The organism is Marinobacterium aestuariivivens (genome assembly GCF_042661465.1).
GTDB classification, from domain to species: domain Bacteria; phylum Pseudomonadota; class Gammaproteobacteria; order Pseudomonadales; family Balneatricaceae; genus Marinobacterium_A; species Marinobacterium_A aestuariivivens.
In genome coordinates this window covers 843,042-861,611 of record NZ_JBHSWE010000001.1, presented here as the reverse complement: position 1 = coordinate 861,611, position 18,570 = coordinate 843,042, and the positions used below count along the sequence as shown (strand labels likewise).

At 62.8% G+C, this 18,570-nt stretch carries 12 protein-coding genes and 2 pseudogenes; 8 read left to right on the top strand and 6 right to left on the bottom strand.

Annotated features, from left to right (window positions below):
* The first annotated feature begins 754 nt into the window (after positions 1-754).
* Positions 755-1,930 (top strand): copper-containing nitrite reductase, encoded by a 1,176-nt coding sequence (nirK, locus tag ACFQDL_RS04480; RefSeq protein ID WP_379907994.1) that lies wholly within the window; start codon positions 755-757, stop codon positions 1,928-1,930.
* A gap of 888 nt (positions 1,931-2,818) precedes the next feature.
* On the top strand, positions 2,819-5,587 hold the full coding sequence (gene codB, locus ACFQDL_RS04475; protein ID WP_379907993.1) for a cytosine permease: 2,769 nt from the start codon (positions 2,819-2,821) through the stop codon (positions 5,585-5,587).
* A 207-nt stretch (positions 5,588-5,794) separates the two neighbouring features.
* Here the strand turns inward: codB and ACFQDL_RS04470 are convergent, their stop codons facing one another.
* From ACFQDL_RS04470 to ACFQDL_RS04445, 6 genes and pseudogenes are all read right to left on the bottom strand, one after another.
* A complete protein-coding gene (locus ACFQDL_RS04470; RefSeq protein ID WP_379907992.1) occupies positions 5,795-6,652 on the bottom strand; it encodes a hypothetical protein in 858 nt (285 codons plus the stop codon).
* 425 nt (positions 6,653-7,077) lie between these two features.
* Positions 7,078-7,230, bottom strand: a pseudogene (locus tag ACFQDL_RS32920) (reprolysin-like metallopeptidase); the annotation flags it as partial.
* An 80-nt stretch (positions 7,231-7,310) separates the two neighbouring features.
* A complete protein-coding gene (locus ACFQDL_RS04460; RefSeq protein WP_379907991.1) occupies positions 7,311-8,342 on the bottom strand; it encodes a reprolysin-like metallopeptidase in 1,032 nt (343 codons plus the stop codon).
* Positions 8,343-8,994: 652 nt separating this feature from the next.
* The gene (locus ACFQDL_RS04455; protein WP_379907990.1) at positions 8,995-9,528 is read right to left on the bottom strand and encodes a CHRD domain-containing protein; all 534 of its coding nucleotides are present in this window, start codon (positions 9,526-9,528) and stop codon (positions 8,995-8,997) included.
* A 361-nt stretch (positions 9,529-9,889) separates the two neighbouring features.
* Positions 9,890-10,696 (bottom strand): hypothetical protein, encoded by an 807-nt coding sequence (locus ACFQDL_RS04450; RefSeq protein ID WP_379907989.1) that lies wholly within the window; start codon positions 10,694-10,696, stop codon positions 9,890-9,892.
* 169 nt (positions 10,697-10,865) lie between these two features.
* Complete coding sequence (locus tag ACFQDL_RS04445) at positions 10,866-13,025, bottom strand: transglycosylase domain-containing protein (protein ID WP_379907988.1); 2,160 nt, start codon at positions 13,023-13,025, stop codon at positions 10,866-10,868.
* Positions 13,026-13,403: 378 nt separating this feature from the next.
* On the opposite strand from ACFQDL_RS04445, the gene ACFQDL_RS04440 reads away from it, so the two are divergent.
* The 6 genes and pseudogenes from ACFQDL_RS04440 (at position 13,404) to ACFQDL_RS04415 (ending at position 18,445) form a co-directional block, all read left to right on the top strand.
* Positions 13,404-14,807 carry a sodium-dependent transporter gene (locus tag ACFQDL_RS04440; RefSeq protein ID WP_379907987.1) on the top strand — a complete coding sequence of 468 codons (1,404 nt, stop codon included), beginning with the start codon at positions 13,404-13,406 and terminating at the stop codon, positions 14,805-14,807.
* Between the two features lie 105 nt (positions 14,808-14,912).
* Positions 14,913-15,887 (top strand): coiled-coil domain-containing protein, encoded by a 975-nt coding sequence (locus ACFQDL_RS04435; RefSeq protein WP_379907986.1) that lies wholly within the window; start codon positions 14,913-14,915, stop codon positions 15,885-15,887.
* A 102-nt stretch (positions 15,888-15,989) separates the two neighbouring features.
* Positions 15,990-16,568, top strand: coding sequence for an RNA 2',3'-cyclic phosphodiesterase (thpR, locus tag ACFQDL_RS04430; RefSeq protein WP_379907985.1), 579 nt, complete (start codon positions 15,990-15,992; stop codon positions 16,566-16,568).
* 33 nt (positions 16,569-16,601) lie between these two features.
* Positions 16,602-17,555: pseudogene (gene trhP / locus ACFQDL_RS04425) on the top strand (prephenate-dependent tRNA uridine(34) hydroxylase TrhP); the annotation flags it as partial.
* A complete protein-coding gene (locus ACFQDL_RS04420; protein ID WP_379912873.1) occupies positions 17,547-17,939 on the top strand; it encodes a U32 family peptidase C-terminal domain-containing protein in 393 nt (130 codons plus the stop codon). The pseudogene trhP and the gene ACFQDL_RS04420, both read left to right, overlap by 9 nt.
* Positions 17,940-18,010: 71 nt before the next feature.
* On the top strand, positions 18,011-18,445 hold the full coding sequence (locus ACFQDL_RS04415; RefSeq protein ID WP_379907984.1) for an OsmC family protein: 435 nt from the start codon (positions 18,011-18,013) through the stop codon (positions 18,443-18,445).
* The last annotated feature ends 125 nt before the right edge of the window (positions 18,446-18,570 follow it).

Here is an 18,570-nt window from a genome sequence, read left to right as displayed (position 1 = left end):
TACCCGCAGCATGCATCATCTCTCCACAGGCATCGCGACGATCTCCGGCGGGGGTTCTCAGGTTCAATTCTGAGCCCGGCAAGCGAGCCCGCCTTTACTGAAGGACAAACCATCAGCTGCATGGTGGAAAAATGATTTCCTCGATCCATCGATCAAAATTCAAAAATAGCAGAAATTTACGAACCCTCAATGCTGAATTTTCTGCAGGTTGCGCGCCATGACTTTTAACATTTTGTTTTCAAGCAGAAAATTTAATTCACCAGTACGACGGAAATCAGTAGTTGTAAAAAAACCGACAGTAGTGATACGCAGAGCGGTTCAGGCTGCAGACCGCCAGTCGAAGATCGCCACTTGTGGAGAACGAGGCTGTCCGGATGAAGCTGGTAGGCGCTTCATCCAGGCTTCCAGCCCCCTCAGTAACGTACTTAATTGACCCTATAGGTGCGGTCGAGCCAAGATGCTGCCGATGATCAAGCAAGCGCCTTTCCATTTCGTTTGAAACCTGGTTCGGCCCTGACCTGGGGCAAGTCGGCCATCCACCCAAGCTGAGTCCTGCCGAGGGACTCGTGTCTTAAATTGGATTGGCAGACAACGGCATAACGTCCATCCGGAACGCGCTGTTCGGGATTCAATGCCTGAAAAGACTGGGTCGAGTTGAATTGATACCCATCAAGTCACGCTTCGCAGCGGGGGAATAAACTCGCCTCGACTCCAGGATTCTTCAAACGCAAAATTGGATGCTGAGGGATTAGTGATGAAAATGGATGCATTGCATGTTCAAGAGCAGGATGGCCTGAGCCGTCGCGGATTTATCAGCGCCACCGTGGCTGCGGTGGGGGCAGCTGCAGCCGTCACCGGCCTGGCGAGCCCGCATGCCGGTGCGGCCCAGCAATCGGTGGGCAGAGCCGTATCTCCCGCCGATATCGCCTCGTTGCCGCGTGTCAAGCAGCAGCTGGTGGCGCCGCCGTTCGCGCCCAAGCACGACCAGGTGGCCAAGGGCGGTCCCAAGGTGGTCGAGCTACGGATGGTGGTTGAAGAGAAGCTGATCGACGTGGATGGCAGCGGCGCCAGGATTTGGGCCTGCACGTTCAACGGCAGCGTGCCGGGGCCGTTGATCGTCTGCCATCAGGACGACTACGTAGAGCTGACGCTGGTCAACCCGGAAACCAATCAGCTCCCGCACAACATCGACTTTCATGCCAGTACCGGTGCGATGGGCGGTGGTGAACTGACGGCGGTCGCTCCCGGTGAGGAGGTGGTCCTGCGCTTCCGTGCCACCAAGCCCGGCACCTTCGTCTACCACTGTGCGCCCGGTGGTCAGATGATTCCATTTCACGTGGTCAGTGGCATGAACGGCGCCATCATGGTGCTGCCCCGCGACGGCCTCAAGGACCACCAGGGCAATCCGGTTCGCTACGATCGGATCTATTACGTGGGCGAACAGGACTTTTACCTGCCCAAGGACGCCAACGGCAAGTACAAGCAGTACGATTCCCTGGCGCAGGGCATGGGCGACATGCTGGAGGTCATGAGGGCCCTGACCCCGACCCATGTCGTGTTCAACGGCGCCGTCGGCGCCCTGACCGGTGACAATGCCCTCAAAGCCAGGGTGGGCGAGTCGGTGCTGGTCATCCACTCCCAGGCCAATCGCGACTCCCGCCCTCACCTGATCGGGGGCCATGGCGACCTGGTGTGGACCGGAGGTTCCTTCAACGACACCCCCAGCACGAATCTGGAGACCTGGTTCGTACCGGGCGGTGCGGCCATGGCTGCACTCTACACCTTCCATCAGCCGGGACTCTATGCCTACGTCAACCACAACCTGATCGAGGCGATCCTGCTGGGGGCCGCGGCCCACTTCCAGGTCGAGGGTGAGTGGAACGACGACCTGATGGCCCAGGTGGTCGCGCCTCGCCCGATCATGGCCTGAACCGGCGCTTCGCAACACAGAGGGCGCCTTCGGGGCGCCCTCTGCATGCAAGCCGCTATAACCGCTCGGGCAACCGTAGCGAGATACAGTTGTTCGGAGTTCGAAAGGGCAGACCTCTCCATTCAGATTCGAATCATGATGGCTGCCGGTAACAGCGTTACCGAAATGGCAACCTTCATCGGCTACGACAACTCGCACAACTTCAACACCGCGTTCAAGGAAGGTCGTCGGTAGCACGCCGAGCAGCTACCTGGTGCGCTGTATTGCTCAGTCTTCGTCGGACATTCAGACAGGGGAGCGGAACGAGCGTCACACTCAGCTGGAGAGTCGCCAATAAAAAGTATTGACCGTGTGGTAAAAAATAGATAGGGTTATTGCCGGATACGTTCGATGCCAAGGCTCGAATGTGCTGCACACCGACGAGTGCAGCCTTCGACCGGGCTGCAATAAGAACAAGAACGGTTTTGAAGATGGCGACTATTCCACTGCGAGATCGAAGGGGTCCCCGCGCTCTCGGGCATCACTGGGTTGCGCTGCTGTTCGAGGGCGGCTTCAGTCTCCTCCATCATCTGCTTGTTCAGCTTTTACGCTTTTTGATTGCTGTAGCGCCACAGACGCTGATTACCCTTGGCAGGGCCTCTCACGTTATCCCGCCTTCGTTGCTGTCCATCTACCTCTACAACCAGAAACAAACCAGGCTTTTTACCCTCATCTGCGCCTGACGCCCTCTGCCGGTATCGGAGCGACGTCATCCTGATCGTTGCCCTTTGCCATGTCACTCTTATTCCACTTCGTGCTTATCGACCCTGGCCCGAACCGGCAAGGTAATTGCTGGTCGTCAGAGCAGGTCTTCGAAAACTGATCACCCTGAAACCAAAGGAGCTCGGCATGCTTGATATGCTCATTCGCAACGTTAATTTGCCGGACGGCCGCAAGGGCGTTGATATCGCCGTCAAGGATCGGCTTATTGTGGATATCGCCCCGGCCATTCAGGCCCAGGCCCGTCATGAGGTCGATGGTGGGGGTTGCCTCGCATCGCCACCCTTTGTGGATAGCCACTTCCATATGGATTCGGCGCTGAGTCTTGGCCGGCCTCGCTTGAATGAGAGCGGCACGCTGCTCGAGGGAATCGCCATCTGGCGTGAACTTAAGCCTGAACTGACGGTGGAAGCGATCAAGGCGCGCGCGCTGGAAATGTGCCGATGGTCCATTGCCCGCGGCACTCTGGCGATTCGCAGCCATGTGGATATCTGCGACGACCGCCTGCTGGCGGTCGAGGCGTTGCTCGAAGTGCGCGAACAGATGAAGCCCTACATCGACCTGCAGTTGGTGGCCTTTCCCCAGGATGGCTACCTCCGCTATCCCCGGGCCCACGAGAACCTTGTGCGCGCACTGGATAAGGGGGTCGACGTCGTGGGTGGCATTCCCCATTTCGAACGCACCACGGCCGATGGCGGCGCGTCAATCAGGGCGCTGTGCGAAATCGCGGCGGAATGGGGGCTGCAGGTCGACATGCACTGCGACGAAAGTGATGACCCCCAGTCCCGACACATCGAGGTGCTGGCTGCCGAGACGCACCGTTTCGGGCTGCAGGGGCGGGTGTGCGGTTCCCATCTGACCTCTATGCACTCGATGGACAATTACTATGTCAGCAAGCTGTTGCCGCTGATACGCGAGTCAGGCGTGCATGCCATCGCCAACCCCCTGATCAACATCACCCTGCAGGGGCGCAGCGACAGCTATCCGAAACGTCGCGGCATGACACGGGTGGCGGAAATGCTCGAGGCGGGCATCAATGTCGCCTTCGGCCACGACTGCGTCATGGATCCCTGGTACAGCTTCGGTACCCACGACATGCTGGATGTCGCCCATATGGGAGCGCATGTCGCCCAGATGACCGGCCTGCAGCAGATGCACCAGGCCTTTCAGGCCGTCACGGAAAACGGCGCCCGGGCCCTTGGGCTCGAGGGGTACGGGCTAGAGGTAGGCAACCCCGCCGATATCGTCATCCTGCAGGCCAGCGGCATTGTCGAGGCGCTGCAACTGAGGCCCGCCCGGCTGTTCGTGATCCGGGCTGGCAAGGTCATCGCCCGGACTTCCCCTCCGTCAGCGAGGTGTTGCTGGAGCAGGGCACGGAAACGGTCAGCTTTTCCCGCGGACTTTTCTAACCGCAATCCAGAATGCCGGAGGACTGGATCTCGCACGAGAGCTGCCCTGCCGACATCCGGGACCCGGTTGCATTATGAGCTCGGACAACCGGGTAGCCGGAACAAGAAGCAGTACTTGAACGCAGTACCCGAACGGTGTCCCCGGCCCGACGCCGGGGCCTTCACTGCCTTGAAAGGAGCAACTTCAATGACAGATCAGCAGGACAATAACAATTACGCTGCGGCCCATGACGACTATGCGCTGAGCCCCGTGCCCGAGAGCGCCCGGCGCGGGCTGCTCTCGATGTCGGCGGTGATGCTGGGCTTTACCTTTTTCGCCGCCAGCATGTGGACGGGCGGCACCCTCGGACAGGGCTTCCGCCTCTGGCCTGACCTGATTATCGTGGTGCTGGCCGGCAACCTGATACTGGGGGGCTATGGCGCCCTGCTCGGATATGCCGCGGCGAAAACGAACCTGTCGACACATATCCTGTCGCGCTATGCCTTCGGCAGGGTCGGCTCCAAGCTGCCGTCGCTGATGCTGGCCGTCACTCAGATCGGCTGGTTTGGCGTCGGTGTGGCGATGTTCGCCTATCCCATCAACAAGTTCATGGGCATCGATCACCTGCCGCTGATCATCGGTGGCGGGATAGTGATGACGTACACAGTGGTGGTGGGGTTCAAGGCGATCGAATGGCTCAGCGCGATCGCCGTTCCCGCCATCCTGATCCTGGGCGTCACCTCGGTCGTCACGGCCATTACCGATACCGACGGCGGGCTCGAGGCACTGATCAGCCTCGAACCGACCGCAAGTCTCAGCATGGCCATGGGCATTGCGTTGGCAGTGGGATCCTTCATCAGCGGCGCGACCCTGACACCGGATTTTGTCCGCTATGCCAGGAACCGACGTGTAGGTGTGGCGGCCACCATCATCGGCTTCACATTCGGCAACAGCCTGATGTTCATCTTCGGAGCGGTCGGAGCAACCGCAACCGGCATGTCGGATATCGCCGAGGTGCTGGCGCACCAGGGGCTGCTGGGCGCCGGGATTGCGTTGCTGGTACTGAACATCTGGACCACCAACGACAATGCCCTCTATGCAGCGGGACTCGGCCTGACCAACATCACGGGTCTGAAGCGCGTGCACCTGGTGATCGCCGCCGGTGCCATTGGTACCCTGCTGGCGGATTTCCTCTACAGCAACTTCGTTGGCTGGCTGGTGTTTCTGAGTGTTTCACTGCCGCCGATTGGAGGCATCATCATCGCCGACTTCTACCTGCGCTGCAAAACCCGCTATCCGTCCCCGGAGCGCTATCCGTTCAAGAACATCAACTGGGCCGCCATGATTGCCTGGACAGTCGCCATCGGCGTATCGGTTATCTCGCCCGAAGACGGCCTCTTCAGTATTGCGCCCCTGAACGCCATCCTCACCGCGATCGTCGCTTACGTGCTTATCTACCGGGTGGTCTACCGAAGTGAAGCGGCGGCTTTGAAGCCCGAGTATCAATAAGGGCGTGAGCCCCGTCCCCAGGCCGGAGGAGTTGATCTCCTTCAGCCTGGGGAAAATCACGGTGCAATTGGCGAACCCCGAGACTGGAGCCTCGACAGTGGTCCGCTGGGTGCCCAACTGCCTTCATCTTCGACTCGGCAACGGGAGTTGTGCGGCCGCCGTTGCGGCATGCGACTGTGGCTTGTGGTGTGCCCTGCGCAGCTCGGACTATTCCATGCCTGCCTGGTTCAGCGGTACCTCGACCTCGTCGCTGTCGCTGGCGGTATTGTCGGAGCCGTCCGTCGCCTCATAGACCGCCGTATAGGTCCTGCCATCCAGGTTGCCTGCCCGTTCCGCGCGCAGCTCGAACATCAGGTCCGGCGTGCCGATATCGGCGTTCTGGATATCGCCGGTCGTATCGCCGTCGGCGATGCCGTTGTCGGGCTCGTCGCTGGTGACGGATGCCAGCTCGAAGCTGACCCCCGGACAGTTGTCGCTTGCGACCACATTGGCGGTGATCTGCGCCAGCTTGTGGTTCGGCGGCCAGAGCGTATCCTGGGACAGCGACACCGCGATCGACGGCGGCGTGGTATCGCTCACCTCCACCAGCCGGAAGTCGGAACTCGTGGTGCCGCAGCTGTCCTCGGCATCGATGCCGATCCGTACCACGGCCGGCGACGACAGCAGATCCGATACCAGCACATCGCCGCTGACATCGACCTGGCCGACACCGTTCTGCACGATCGAGATATTCGGAGCCCCCAGCGTGAAGGCGCCCGGCGCTTCCTTGGTCAGGCTGACGTCGACGTCGCCGGCATCGATGCTGCAGGCGTCGGTCACCGTCGCCGAGAAGTTCAGGGTAAACTCGCACTGGTCGTCGACCTCGCCGTCGGCCACCGGGTCCATGGCGATCTGCGGCGGGTCGTTGACTACCTCCAGGTCGCTGTCGTTGACGTCGAAAAAGATATTGTCGGACGCCTTGACCTTGAAACGGGCCCGGTCGGTGGTTTCGCACGGCAGTGTAACCGACTCCGAGCCGTCGTTGGCCGTGCCCAGAGCCAGGCCGGTCGGGAAGCTCTGGCGCACGGGCGTCGGCACGTCCTCCAGCCCGCCGGTGGTCGAGTAGAAGATATCGACGTTCGCGGCGACGTTGCCGCAAAGCCGGTCGGCGGAATCGAGCGGGTGATCGGCCCGACGCCGTCGTCGACGTCGATGTCCTTCTGCACGGTCGCCAGATCGATCTGGTCCCAATTGTAGGTCAGGGCGTCGAAATCGGGATCGCTGGCCGACCCGATGACCTCGAACGGCGTATCGGTCGGGATGGTGTAATCGGGGCCGGCCGAGACGTTGTTCGGCGCCGAGTTGCCGGTGTTGCTCAGGGTGCCGCAGTTCGCGCCGTCGCCGGCGAAGACATTGTCGGTGATCTGCTCGTAGCTCTTGGCATGATAGTACTGGCCGGCGCCGATCAGACTGAGGTCGACTTCGTCGTTCTGCACCATGTCGGAGCAGGAGCCCGAGTACGACATGATGGTGCTGCCGCTGCCCGGCGCATAGGCGCTGGGAACGCCGTCCATGTTGTCGCCATCGAAATTGGCCAGGTTGCAGCCCCCGGCCGCGCCGCTGTAGGTGTGCCGGGCCCCCAGCATATGGCCGACCTCGTGCAGGATCAGGCCGGTACCGGTATTGAGGCCGTCGTTGCCGAACTTGCCGGCGCCACGGGCCTTGTGGAAGCTCGGCGCGTTGTTCAGGCAGACGACGTACCAGCAGCGCCGCCGCCGGTGCCGGTCGAGAACAGGAAGGCGAGGTCATAGTCGTCATCGTCGAGCGGCTGGTTGAGGGCGTTGGTCACGTTCTCTTCGCGCAGCTGGCCAGGTGACAGGCCGTTGTTGAAGGGGTCGGTATTGGGATCGTCGAACAGCGTATCGAAGGTGTTCGCGGCCAGGATCAGCCGGACGCCGACTTCCGGCTCGAACACGGCATTGACGGCGATCAGGCGCACGATCAGGGATACGAGCACGGACAGGTCATTGCCGCCATTGGCCTGGTAGAACTCGCCGGTCGTCACCGCCGTGAAGCGGTAGGTCCGCAGCTGGCTGCCAATGGCGAGCGCCGCCGGCTGAATCGCAGGGCCAATGGATGCCGGTTCGAACACTTCGAGCACGGAGCCGCCCACCGGGATCGGAGGCGGCGGCTCATTGGCTTCCTCGTCGTTGTGGATGAAGTCGTTGCGGCCATCCGTTCGGTCGCGGTCGAAATAGCTCAGGTAGAGGATCTCGCCACTGGCCGTCTCGACCGGCTCTATCCTGAGCAGATCGCCGGCCACCGTCCCGGCCACATTGAATGCCCGGGTGTCGCCCACCAGGTGACCGCCGACGCTGGCGCCGTCGGACGCATTGAAGCGGTAGGTGGCAATAGAGGGGAAGTCGGCTGCCAGCTCACGCGCCATCATCAGGGTCTGGACCGCCCGGACGAACTTGAATTCGCCGGATGGCAGCGGCAGGGTGAACTCCGTGCCCGCTATGCCGCCCTCGGCGTCGGATGACTCCGGCGGCGCCGAGGCCAGAATCCTTTCGAGCGCCGCCTTGTTGAGCGTCGCCGCGACAAAGGACCTGGGGGCGCGGAAGCCTTCAGGATACTCGGGATCGGCGATTATCTGCCAGAGTCCGTCGGGTGATGCGGTGCCGATGGTTTGTGCCGCCAGCCTGTTGGCACCGAAAACGGCAATGAAGATTGCCGTAATGGTGAGAGTGAAGCGTAATGCGTCCCTGAAAATCATGGCATCCGATCTCCATTTCTGTGGCCTGGAGCGGCCGGTATCCTTAATGCAGACTCGGACCGGTTCGGTTTACTGCAATCGATCGTCCGAGTCCCGGTACCCTGGCCGAAAACTGTTCATTGCGTCTGTTTCTGCATCCCAACGGGAAACGCCGGGTCCTGAAAACAATAGGTGTCGCTGTTGATCGAGCGGTTATGCATTTGATTTTTCAAAGCGTTTTTAAACGGTGTTTTCTCCAGAAACTTTCTTTGCTGACTGCATCGGTGTCCGGACAGGGTCATCCAGGGAGCCGGTCAGCGCTTTCCATGCCGGGAAGGGTTGGGCGGGCAATACGACGGTTCGCTCTCGTGACAAGGCCGTCCCTGTATGTGACGAAAGGTATAGGAGCAAATAAACCAACAATCAAACATGCGTTTATAATTTAAGCATATAAGTCGAGGGGGGTTAATATATCGGAAGCAAGGAGCGCGTTTCGAATTTATTGATTCGGCCTGTGTTACAAACCGTGGATATTTTGCGACAGTTGTTCGCCGAGTGCCCGGTAAAAGGGTGAAGGACAGAATAAATCCGATCTCCGTCACCCTTGCAGAGCGATAATCCGGTGCGGCCGGCGCCTCATGAGCGCTTGGAACCCGAGCGGGCTGTCGGGTGGTTAACGGGAACCAGCGGCCATGATCTGGCCGCGAACCTCTCCGCCGGGGAAGTCTCCGGGCCCGGAATTGGCAGGGTCGATGCCGTCATTGGTATGGACATTGACATAGGTGCCGTCGGTCCGCATTGCTTCCAGGAGGACAGAAAGTTGCATGCCGACCAGTGGGCCCACGAGATCATCGGCGGTAATGGTCCCCTCGGCGATGACGCCGTTCAGCCGGCCTTCCCCTGGCGCAAAGGGACCGGCCAGGAAGGCGACGACAGGGCCGTTTATGCCTGCTATAGCCAAATGGATATGAGCGGCGACGACGTTCTCGATATTGGCCACGATCAGCTTGTAGGACAATGCGGTTCCATCGGTATCGAGCTGGAAAGTGGTCTGGCCCGTGGCACTCGTCTCGCGCAAGGGCACCTCCTGGGTACCATCGAGGTGAGCGACGAAATTGAAAGCAGCGGATGGTTCGGCGACTGCAGGTCCGGCGGTCAACAACAAGAGCGCTGTGACAAAGGTCGCTGCATAATGCTTGCGGTTCATTCTGATACCCCTGTTTTATCAGTTGATTACTGGGGTTAAGGTTTTCCTGACGTCAAATATGCATTTACAGGCTGTTTGCAGCGTCCGGCTGCCATCGATCCATGTTTTTTAAGGGTGAGTCAGGTTATCGGAACTCGCCAGTGAACACTCGAGTGGCCATGTCCTGCGCGGGCCCTGAAAGTCGAATGAATGGGGCCTTTCCGGATACGCCGGCGATCTCCGGTACCAGGCAGCAAAAATGTTCGAGCGCACTTCACGCGGGCGTTCAGGAAACGCCATGGCGGCTCTCGTTTCGCTACACTGTAAACCGTTTCGGCGTTTACAGCATTTCCTCCATCCATGGCGGTCAGTCCGCCCTGCTTCATTTGACGCTCGCCTGCTGCAGCGGCATCACCGGCGGGCGGCACTGGGTGGCGGCGCCGGGGGCGACGTAGGGCTGAAGGATCGGTGCCATGCCTTTGAGCACCTGCACCGGCAGTGACGAGGTGAAGCCGTAGGCGTCGGCGGTTTCGCCCTGGACGAAAGCGGTCAGGGTGCCGAAATGGTTCTCGCCGAGGTAGAACACGAAGGTCGCGGTGCGGTTGCGGGCGGTCGAGCTGATCAGCCGGCCGCCACGACCGTACTGTTCGATGCGGTTGTCGCCGGTGCCGGTCTTGCCGCCCAGTATCAGTGCATGCTCCGGCGTATCGAAGCTGCCGTACAGGCGCCGGGCGGTGCCCGCCGAGACCACTTCAGACAGCACGCTGCGCAGGGCCCGGGCGACTTCGGCCGGCATGACCCTGAGGGCGGCGTTCGGGCGCTGGCCGAAACGGGTTTCGTAGGGGGTGTCGGTGGCAAAGGCCAGGTTCTCGATACGGACGGTCGGCATCCGCACGCCGTCGTTGAGGATGGCGCCCATCAGCTCGGCCAGGGCGGCCGGACGGTCGCCGGAGCTGCCGAGCGCCGTGGCCAGCGACGGCACCAGGAAGCTGAAGGGGTAGCCCAGGCGCTGCCAGCGTTCGTGCACGTCGAGGAAGGCCTCGACCTCCAGCAGCACCCGGATGCGGTTGTCGCGGGCGCTCTTGTGGCGCGAACGGAACAGCCAGCGGTAGACCTCCTGACGTTCGTCGCGGCTGGCCTCGACGGCATCGGCGAAGCTCGCGAGAGGGTTTTCGAGACGGTAGCGCACCAGCCAGAGTTCGAGCGGATGGACCCGGGCGATGTAGCCCTGGTCGTTGAGATCCAGGCGCCGGGGCCGTAATCGTCGTAGAGCTTGGTCAGCTTCTTGTCATCGAGCTTTTCGTTCGGCAGCCGTTCGCGCAGGAATACCTCGAAGGTCACGCGCCGGGCGTTGGGCATCAGGTAGCGGTGGGCGGCGGCCAGTCGCACCGGTGCTGGCGCACGCCATCGAGGAAAATGTCGAGCTGTTCGGCCGGCGAACGGTTGCGGTACTTTTTCCAGAACCTGAGCAGGTAGACCTTGCCTTCGCGGTCGGCGAAGTTGCGCAGGTACTGTTCGCGCAGCGGGTTGTCGTCGCTCTTCAGCAGGGCCGAGGCATTGCCCGGGGTCTGATACATGCTGTAGCGCACCAGGTCGCGGAACAGACGCACGAAGGGTAGATTGATCGACTCGCGCAGCGACTCGCGCACGGTCGGCCGGCGGCCGTTGTCCTCGCTGCGGAAGTTGCTGAAGCTATGCAGACCGCCGCCGGTCGGGAAGCGCTCCCAGGGGCTGGCGGAGTAGCGGCGCTCCAGCGCCGCCTCGAGCATTGCCTCGAGGTTCTGGCCGGCGTTGCCGGCCAGGTAGTCCAGGGCCCAGCGGGTGATGAAGTCGGTCTCCTCCACCTCGATCTGGCGCAGGCTGGTGGGACTGAGGCCCGCGTAACGGCCGTGCAGTTCAGCCACTACCGTGAGATAGTGCGCGAGCACCCGCAGCTTGGCGGTGGAGCCCAGTTCCAGCTTGCTGCCTTCGTTGATGTCGAACAGCTGATCGGTGCTGTCGGTCTGCACCCGCACCAGGTTACCGGTCGGGGTACGCTCCAACAGCGTGAAACTGTATTGCATCGGTTCGGTATCGTCGTCGCCCTGCAGCAGGCGATGCCCGTAGAGGCCGGCCCGGGCCGCGAATTCCGGATCGCTCAGGTTGTGCAGGTACTCGCTTACCTGGCGCTGCAACTCGCCGTTGAGGGTGCTGCCGGCGTCCAGGTCGAGGCGATCCAGGTCGTAGAGGGGGCTTCCGAGCAGGCTCGAGAGCCGGTTGCGGGCGGCGTTGACGCCCTTGGAGCCGTCGACACGGTGACGGATCGGCGAGGTCGACCAGTCGCGGAACTGCACCTTCGCCTGCAGCGCCGCGTCGCGCAGCCTGCCGTCGATCACGCCGGCCTGGGCCAGCAGGCGCACATGGCTGTCGGCCAGGGCATCGAGCTCGCTGCGACCGGCATTGAGGTACCAGGTGGGGCGACGCTGGGCGATCAATAGCGACAGCACCTGGCGCAGCGCCAGGCCGCGCTCGGCGTCCGGCGTGGCGTCCGAGGTCAGGGCCCGGTTGACCCGATCGAAGTCGGTATCGAACCAGACGAAGAGCCCGGCGGCCAGGCCATGGACCTCACCGTGCCCGGGGGCGGCCGATAGCGGCACGCTGTTGAGGTAGTCGCGCACCACCTGCCTGCGCCACTCCAGGGTCTCCGGGCCCTGCCGGTAGGCCCTGACGCTGGCCGAGAACATCTGCCGCAGCTTCTCAAGCGGGGTGTAGGTGATGCCGTCCGGGGAGTGGCGGTACTTCTCCAGCTGGGTCGCCAGGGTGCTGCCCCCGGCTGAATCGTCCGCCATATCGAGCCGCTTGCCGACCTGGGACAGCGCCGCCTTGACGAACCGGGGCCAGTCCACAGCCGGATTGGCATGGGGCTGGTCCGGCTTCAATAGGTCGCGGTTCTCGATGAACAGCAGGCTGTCGACGATCAGCGGGGGAATGGACTCGAAGTCCGGGTAGTGCTGCGCCGGGTACTGGAAGCGGTAGAGGGTTTCGCCGCGGCAGTCGAGCAGTGTCAGTCCGGCCTGGGACTTTTCCGTGAAGGGCGGGAAAAAGCCGTTGCGGCTGTACTCGAGCAGCGCATCGGAAAAATGCGACTGCTGCAGGATCTCGAAATTCTGCTGCTGGGTCCGCTGGATCAGCTCCGGCATGCGGGCATAGCCGAGGCGCAGGTCGAAGGGCCCGTGCGGCGGGTATAGAATGGCGTCGCTCGGGCCGGGCTCGACCGAATAGTCGAGCCGGGCGGCATAGCGACTCAGCTGCTGGGCCTGAAAGTCGCCCGTCTGCAGTTCGTGAACCGCCAGCAGTCCGAGGACAGCAGCGATGGTGATCGGCGGCGACACCCAGAACAGCCAGCCAATGCGCCAGCGCCGGTTGCCCGTCCGGGAGGTCGGTGCCGGCTTCGGTGCCGGCGATTCCTGTCTGACCTTGCCGATAGTGCCCTCCCTGTCCGCCGTCGGAGAAATCCCGGATTGCCAAAATGCGCCCATTCCCGTGGCCCTGCTCAAGATGATGAATGACGACTGCGGCCCCGTGCAGGTCGACCGTTCCATCGTCGGCACGTGCTACAGGGCGTCCTGTATCAGTATAGATAGCGCAGAATCCATGCCACCGACGTCTCTACAGCAATAGCATCGCAGGCGCCGTGCCCGCCAGCGGAACGGCAGAAATATTTTTTACCGGTGCAGGTTTAAATCGCGTAAGGCGTCAGGTGCAGTGACGCGTAACGCGTAACGCGTAACCATGCTATCCTTGCGCGCCTTGAACGGGGGCCGCACAGGCCCTGAATTGATCCGCCGCAGTTTATCCGCTGGGGCAGGGGGCCGGGGCCATCCCTTCCGGCTGCCCGAACGACAGGAGACAGCTCGATGTCCAGTACCGGATCCGGTCTCGACGCCACCACCGGCGGCACGGCCGCAGCGCGCCCGCAATGGTCTTCCCGACTGGCCTTTATTCTCGCCGCGACGGGATCCGCGGTGGGGCTTGGCAATATCTGGAAGTTCCCCTATATCACCGGCGAGAACGGTGGTGGCGCCTTCGTACTGGTGTACCTGGCCTGCATCGCCGTGATCGGTCTGCCGATCCTCGCGGCCGAAGTGCTGCTGGGGCGGCGCGGCGGTCACAGCCCGATCCGCAGCATGGCACAGCTGTGCCGCCGGGACGGCGCCTCGGGCGGCTGGGCCTGGGTCGCCTGGATGGGCTTTGTCGCGGCCTTCGTGCTGCTGTCCTTCTATTCGGTGGTCGGTGGCTGGTCGCTGGCCTATATCGGTCATGCCGCCCGGGGCGCCTTCGCCGGCGCCAATGCCGAGGCGATCGGCGGCATGTTCGGCGGCATGCTGTCGAGCCCGGGCACGCTGCTGCTCTGGCATACGGTGTTCATGCTGATGGTGGTGGCGATCGTCGGCGCGGGCCTGAGGGCCGGTATGGAGCGCGCCATCAATACCCTGATGCCGCTGCTGTTCGTGCTGCTGCTGGTGCTGGTGGGCTACGCGATGGTGCGCGGCGATTTCGGTCGCGGCCTCGAGTTTCTGTTCGCGCCGGATTTCAGCAAGCTGTCGACCGAGGGCGTGCTGACCGCCCTGGGGCATGCCTTCTTCACCCTCAGCACCGGCATCTGCGTGATGATGGCCTACGGCTCCTTTCTGCCGAAGGAAGTCAACGTCGCCCGCACCGTGGTCACCATCGGCGTACTCGACACCCTGGTGGCGCTGCTGGCGGGTCTTGCGATCTTCCCGCTGGTGTTCGCCAACGGCCTCGAGCCCGGCGCCGGTCCCGGGCTGATCTTCGTGACCTTGCCACTGGCGTTCGGTCAGATGACCGGTGGCGTGGTCTTCGGCACCCTGTTCTTCGCGCTGCTGCTGGTGGCGGCCATCACCTCGGCGATCTCGATGATCGAGCCGGTGGTGGAGTGGCTCGAGGACCGCGGCGTGGCGCGCAAACTCGGTGCGCTGCTGTCGGGCAGCCTGATCTGGGCCCTGGGGATCTGCACGGTGCTGTCGTTCAATCACTGGGCAGACTTCCATCCCCTGGGTTTCCTCAGCCGTTTCGAGGGCAAGACACTGTTCGACCTGTTCGACTTCCTGGTCTCGAACCTGGCGCTGCCGCTGGGCGGCCTGACCATCGCGCTTTATGCGGGCTGGGTGATGAAGGCCGATATCCTGCGCGAACAGATCGGTCTTGGCGACGGCGCGGTGTTCGAGCTGTTCCGGTTCGTGCTGCGTTTCCTGAGCCCGGCCGCCGTACTGGTGGTCTTCGTCTATAACCTGGTCTGAGCGGGGGCACGCTTTTGCGGTGGCCCGAAAACTGCTACGGTGAGGGCGATTTGCCCGCCTGGCATAGAGGCGGGCCTGATCCGCTGAAGAGGTAGAGTCGCGAGCATGAGCCGTCCGCAAGAGATAGAGGTCCCGGCACTAGGGCCGGCAAAGCGCAGCGAAGGCGAGGCCGTCGTTGCCGATCCAGCCGGCAGTCAGGCGAGGGGACGCGGGGCGCCCCGGCAGTCGGGCCAGGCCCGCGGTGGCGCCAACCTGCTGCACAGCCTGGTGCTGGTATTGCTGACCGCCTCCACCAGTGCGCTCGGTTACTGGGGCTACGGTCTGCAGCAGTCGCTCGATGAAAGCCGCACGCAGCTGGCGCAGGCGTCGAGCCGGTTGTCGGACCTGGAACAGCTGCTCGAAGTGACCAGCGACAGCGCCGCCCAGTCGGGTCAGACCCTCAGCGGGCGCCTTGAACAGCTGGGCAAGACAGCCGAGGAGAAATATGGCCACTTCGACTCCGAGATCGCCAAGCTCTGGACCGTGGCCTATCAGCGCAACAAGCCCAAGCTGGAGCAGCTGGAACAGCAACTGGCCGGTCAGACCGAGCAACTGAAGGCGCAGGAGGCCGTGCTGAAGCAGCAGGAGGCCGCCCGCAAGACCCAGACCGGGGAGCTGCAGGCAGGTCTCGCCCGGATCGAGGGCCAGGAGGCCCGGCTCAAGGCCGTGGAGTCCGCGCAATCCGGTTTCGGCAAGGACCTGAAGACACTGGCCGGGGTCGAGAAGGGGCAGGCGGCACTGAAGTCGGAACTCGAGACGAGGGTCGAGGAGCTGCGCCGCTCGCTGGCGACGCTGGACACCCAGGTGCGCATCAGCGAGGAGGTTCAGGCCGAGAAGGTCGCGGCGCAGCGGGCCCTGCTGAACAAGCTCGGCGACCGCGTCGCGGCGCTGGAGAACGGGGCCGGCGGCGGCGATCTCGGGCGGCGTGTCCGGGTCAACGAGCAGGCGATCCAGGCGATCGACGGTAGTCGCCGGCAGCTCAACCAGGAACTTTTGCAGATCAGGGCGCAGCTGAACCAGTTGCAGCTGCAGCTGCAATAGGGCTGCAGGACAGGGCCGCCATTTTCGCCGTAAGGGTCATTGCGTCGGACCTGTGGTCAGTGCACAATGACCCGTCCGACTTGATGGATGATTGAACAGCTGATGAACATACGTGCATTTTTTGCACTGAAGATGGCCGACCAGGTGGTGCGCCGCCTGTCCGACCATGCCGATACCCTTTGTGCCTACGACCGCAATATGGAAGTGCACTGGGTTGACTCCGAGAGCTACCACCTTACGCTCAGTTTCCTCGGCGACATCTCGCTGTCCCAGGTCGAGCGCCTCGAGCGTCTCTGCCGTGAGCAGCTTGCCGACGTCGAACCCTTCCAGGTCCAGCTCGATTCCGTGGATTATTTCCAGGTCAGCCGCCGGCTGGCGGTGATCGCCGCCCTCAGCGACGGCAGCGACGAGCTCATGGGCCTGCACCGCCAGGCCGTGAGGATCGCGGCTTCAGCCGGCGTGCGTCACGAGGAAGCCGACTTCCGGCCCCATGTCACCCTCGGACGCCTCGGTGCCGACAACGGCTTTCAGCCGCCCGAAGAATGGCCGGCGCTGGATCTGATGTTTCCCGCCTCTTCGGTGGTGCTTTACCAGAGCAAGCCCGGTGCCAATGGTTCCATCTACACGCCGCTGTTCGAGGTGCCGCTGCACTACGGCCTGCAGCGTGCCCGCTATGCCTGAATGACCTTTATAGCCTGATCCGAGTCGAGTTCGATGCGCAGTCCTGAATTGCTGTCCCCCGCCGGGACATTGAAGAACATGAAGTATGCCTTTGCCTATGGCGCCGATGCGGTCTATGCCGGACAGCCGCGATACAGCCTGAGGGTACGCAACAACGACTTCAACATGGAGCACCTGGCGGCCGGTATCGACCATGCCCACCGCCTGGGCAGGAAGTTCTTCCTGGCCAGCAATATCCTGCCGCACAACAGCAAGCTGACCACCTATCTCAGGGACATCCGTCCGGTGATCGAGATGGGACCGGATGCGCTGATCATGTCCGACCCCGGGCTGATCATGCTGGTGAAAGAGCAGTTTCCGGAGGTGCCGATCCACCTCTCGGTGCAGGCCAATACCATGAACTGGGCGGCGGTGAAGTTCTGGCACAGCGTTGGCATCGAGCGGGTGATACTGTCCCGCGAGCTGTCCCTCGAGGAGGTCGCCGAGATCCGCGACCGCTGTCCGGAGATGGAGATCGAGGTGTTCGTTCACGGCTCGCTGTGCATCGCCTATTCCGGCCGCTGCCTGCTGTCGGGCTATATCAACCACCGCGACCCGAACCAGGGTACCTGTACCAATGCCTGTCGCTGGAAATACGACGCCCACGAGGCGCAGCAGACGGATTCCGGCGATGTGGTGCCGGTGCAGTCCTTCGATCCGGCGCAGCCGGCCCGGGGAGGGGGCGCCGAGTGACCGCATCTTCCTGTTGCAGGAGGAGGGCCGCCCGGACGATTACATGCCGGCATTCGAAGACGAACACGGCACCTACATCATGAACTCCAGGATCTGCGCGCCATCCAGCATGTGCATCGGCTGGCCGAGATGGGGGTCGACTCGCTGAAGATCGAGGGGCGCACCAAGTCCCATTACTACGTCGCCCGTACCGCCCAGGCCTACCGTCGCGCCATCGACGATGCCGTCGCGGGCAAGCCGTTCGACATGGGGCTGATGGACGAGCTGGAGAACCTGGCCAGTCGCGGCTACACCGAAGGCTTCTATCGCCGCCATGTCCACGACGAGTACCAGAACTACGAGACCGGCAATTCCGTCGGCGTGCATCAGCAGTTCGTCGGCGAGGTGCTGGGGCGGGACAGCCAGAGCGGCATGCTCGAGATCGACGTCAAGAACCGCTTCGAGCGCGGCGACAGTCTCGAACTGATGACGCCGGCCGGCAACCGCCGCTTCCGCCTCGATGTTCTCGAGAACCGCAACGGCCAGGCCATCGAGGTGGCGCCGGGCTCCGGGCACCGGGTGCGCATTCCGCTCGATACCGCCGGCGACCTCGAGTTCGCGCTGCTGATGCGGGATCTGCCGAATGCCCCGGCGCGATAGTTGACCGGGGCCAATCTTTCGCAACGGCGATCTGCCTATAATGCGGCAAACCGTACGCACAGGAGATCGTCATGCAGGCTTTTCCGCACCACTACCGGGTCGAGGCCCGGGCGCAGGCCGAAGGCAGTGTCGTCACCACGGCCGACGACAAGGATCCGATCGAAGCGGCGCCACCACGCCCGTTCGGTGGCCCCGGCGATCGCTGGTCACCCGAAGAGCTGCTCATGGCCGCCGTCGCCGACTGCCTGATATTGACCTTCAGGGCCGTCGCCCGGGCCTCGGGTTTCGACTGGACCGGGATCGAGTGCCGTTCCGAGGGCACGCTCGAGCGCGTGGAACGCCAGATCAAGTTTACCGAGATTCATACTGAGGCCCGCCTGAACATTCCCGCCGGCGCCGATCCGGAGCAGGCGCGCAAGCTGCTGGAAAAGTCCGAGGCGAGCTGTCTGATCACCAACTCCCTCAGCGCCCAAACCCGCCTGTCGATCACGATAGAGGTCGCCTGACCCCGGCATCCGCCCGTCGCCCGGCAGCCTTGCCGGGCGCGCCGCCCGCCAGATCCCTGAGCGGTTCCTGCTTTTTTCCGTCCTGAAACTTTTTCATAGCCAATTTTATACCTCGGCAATGTTTC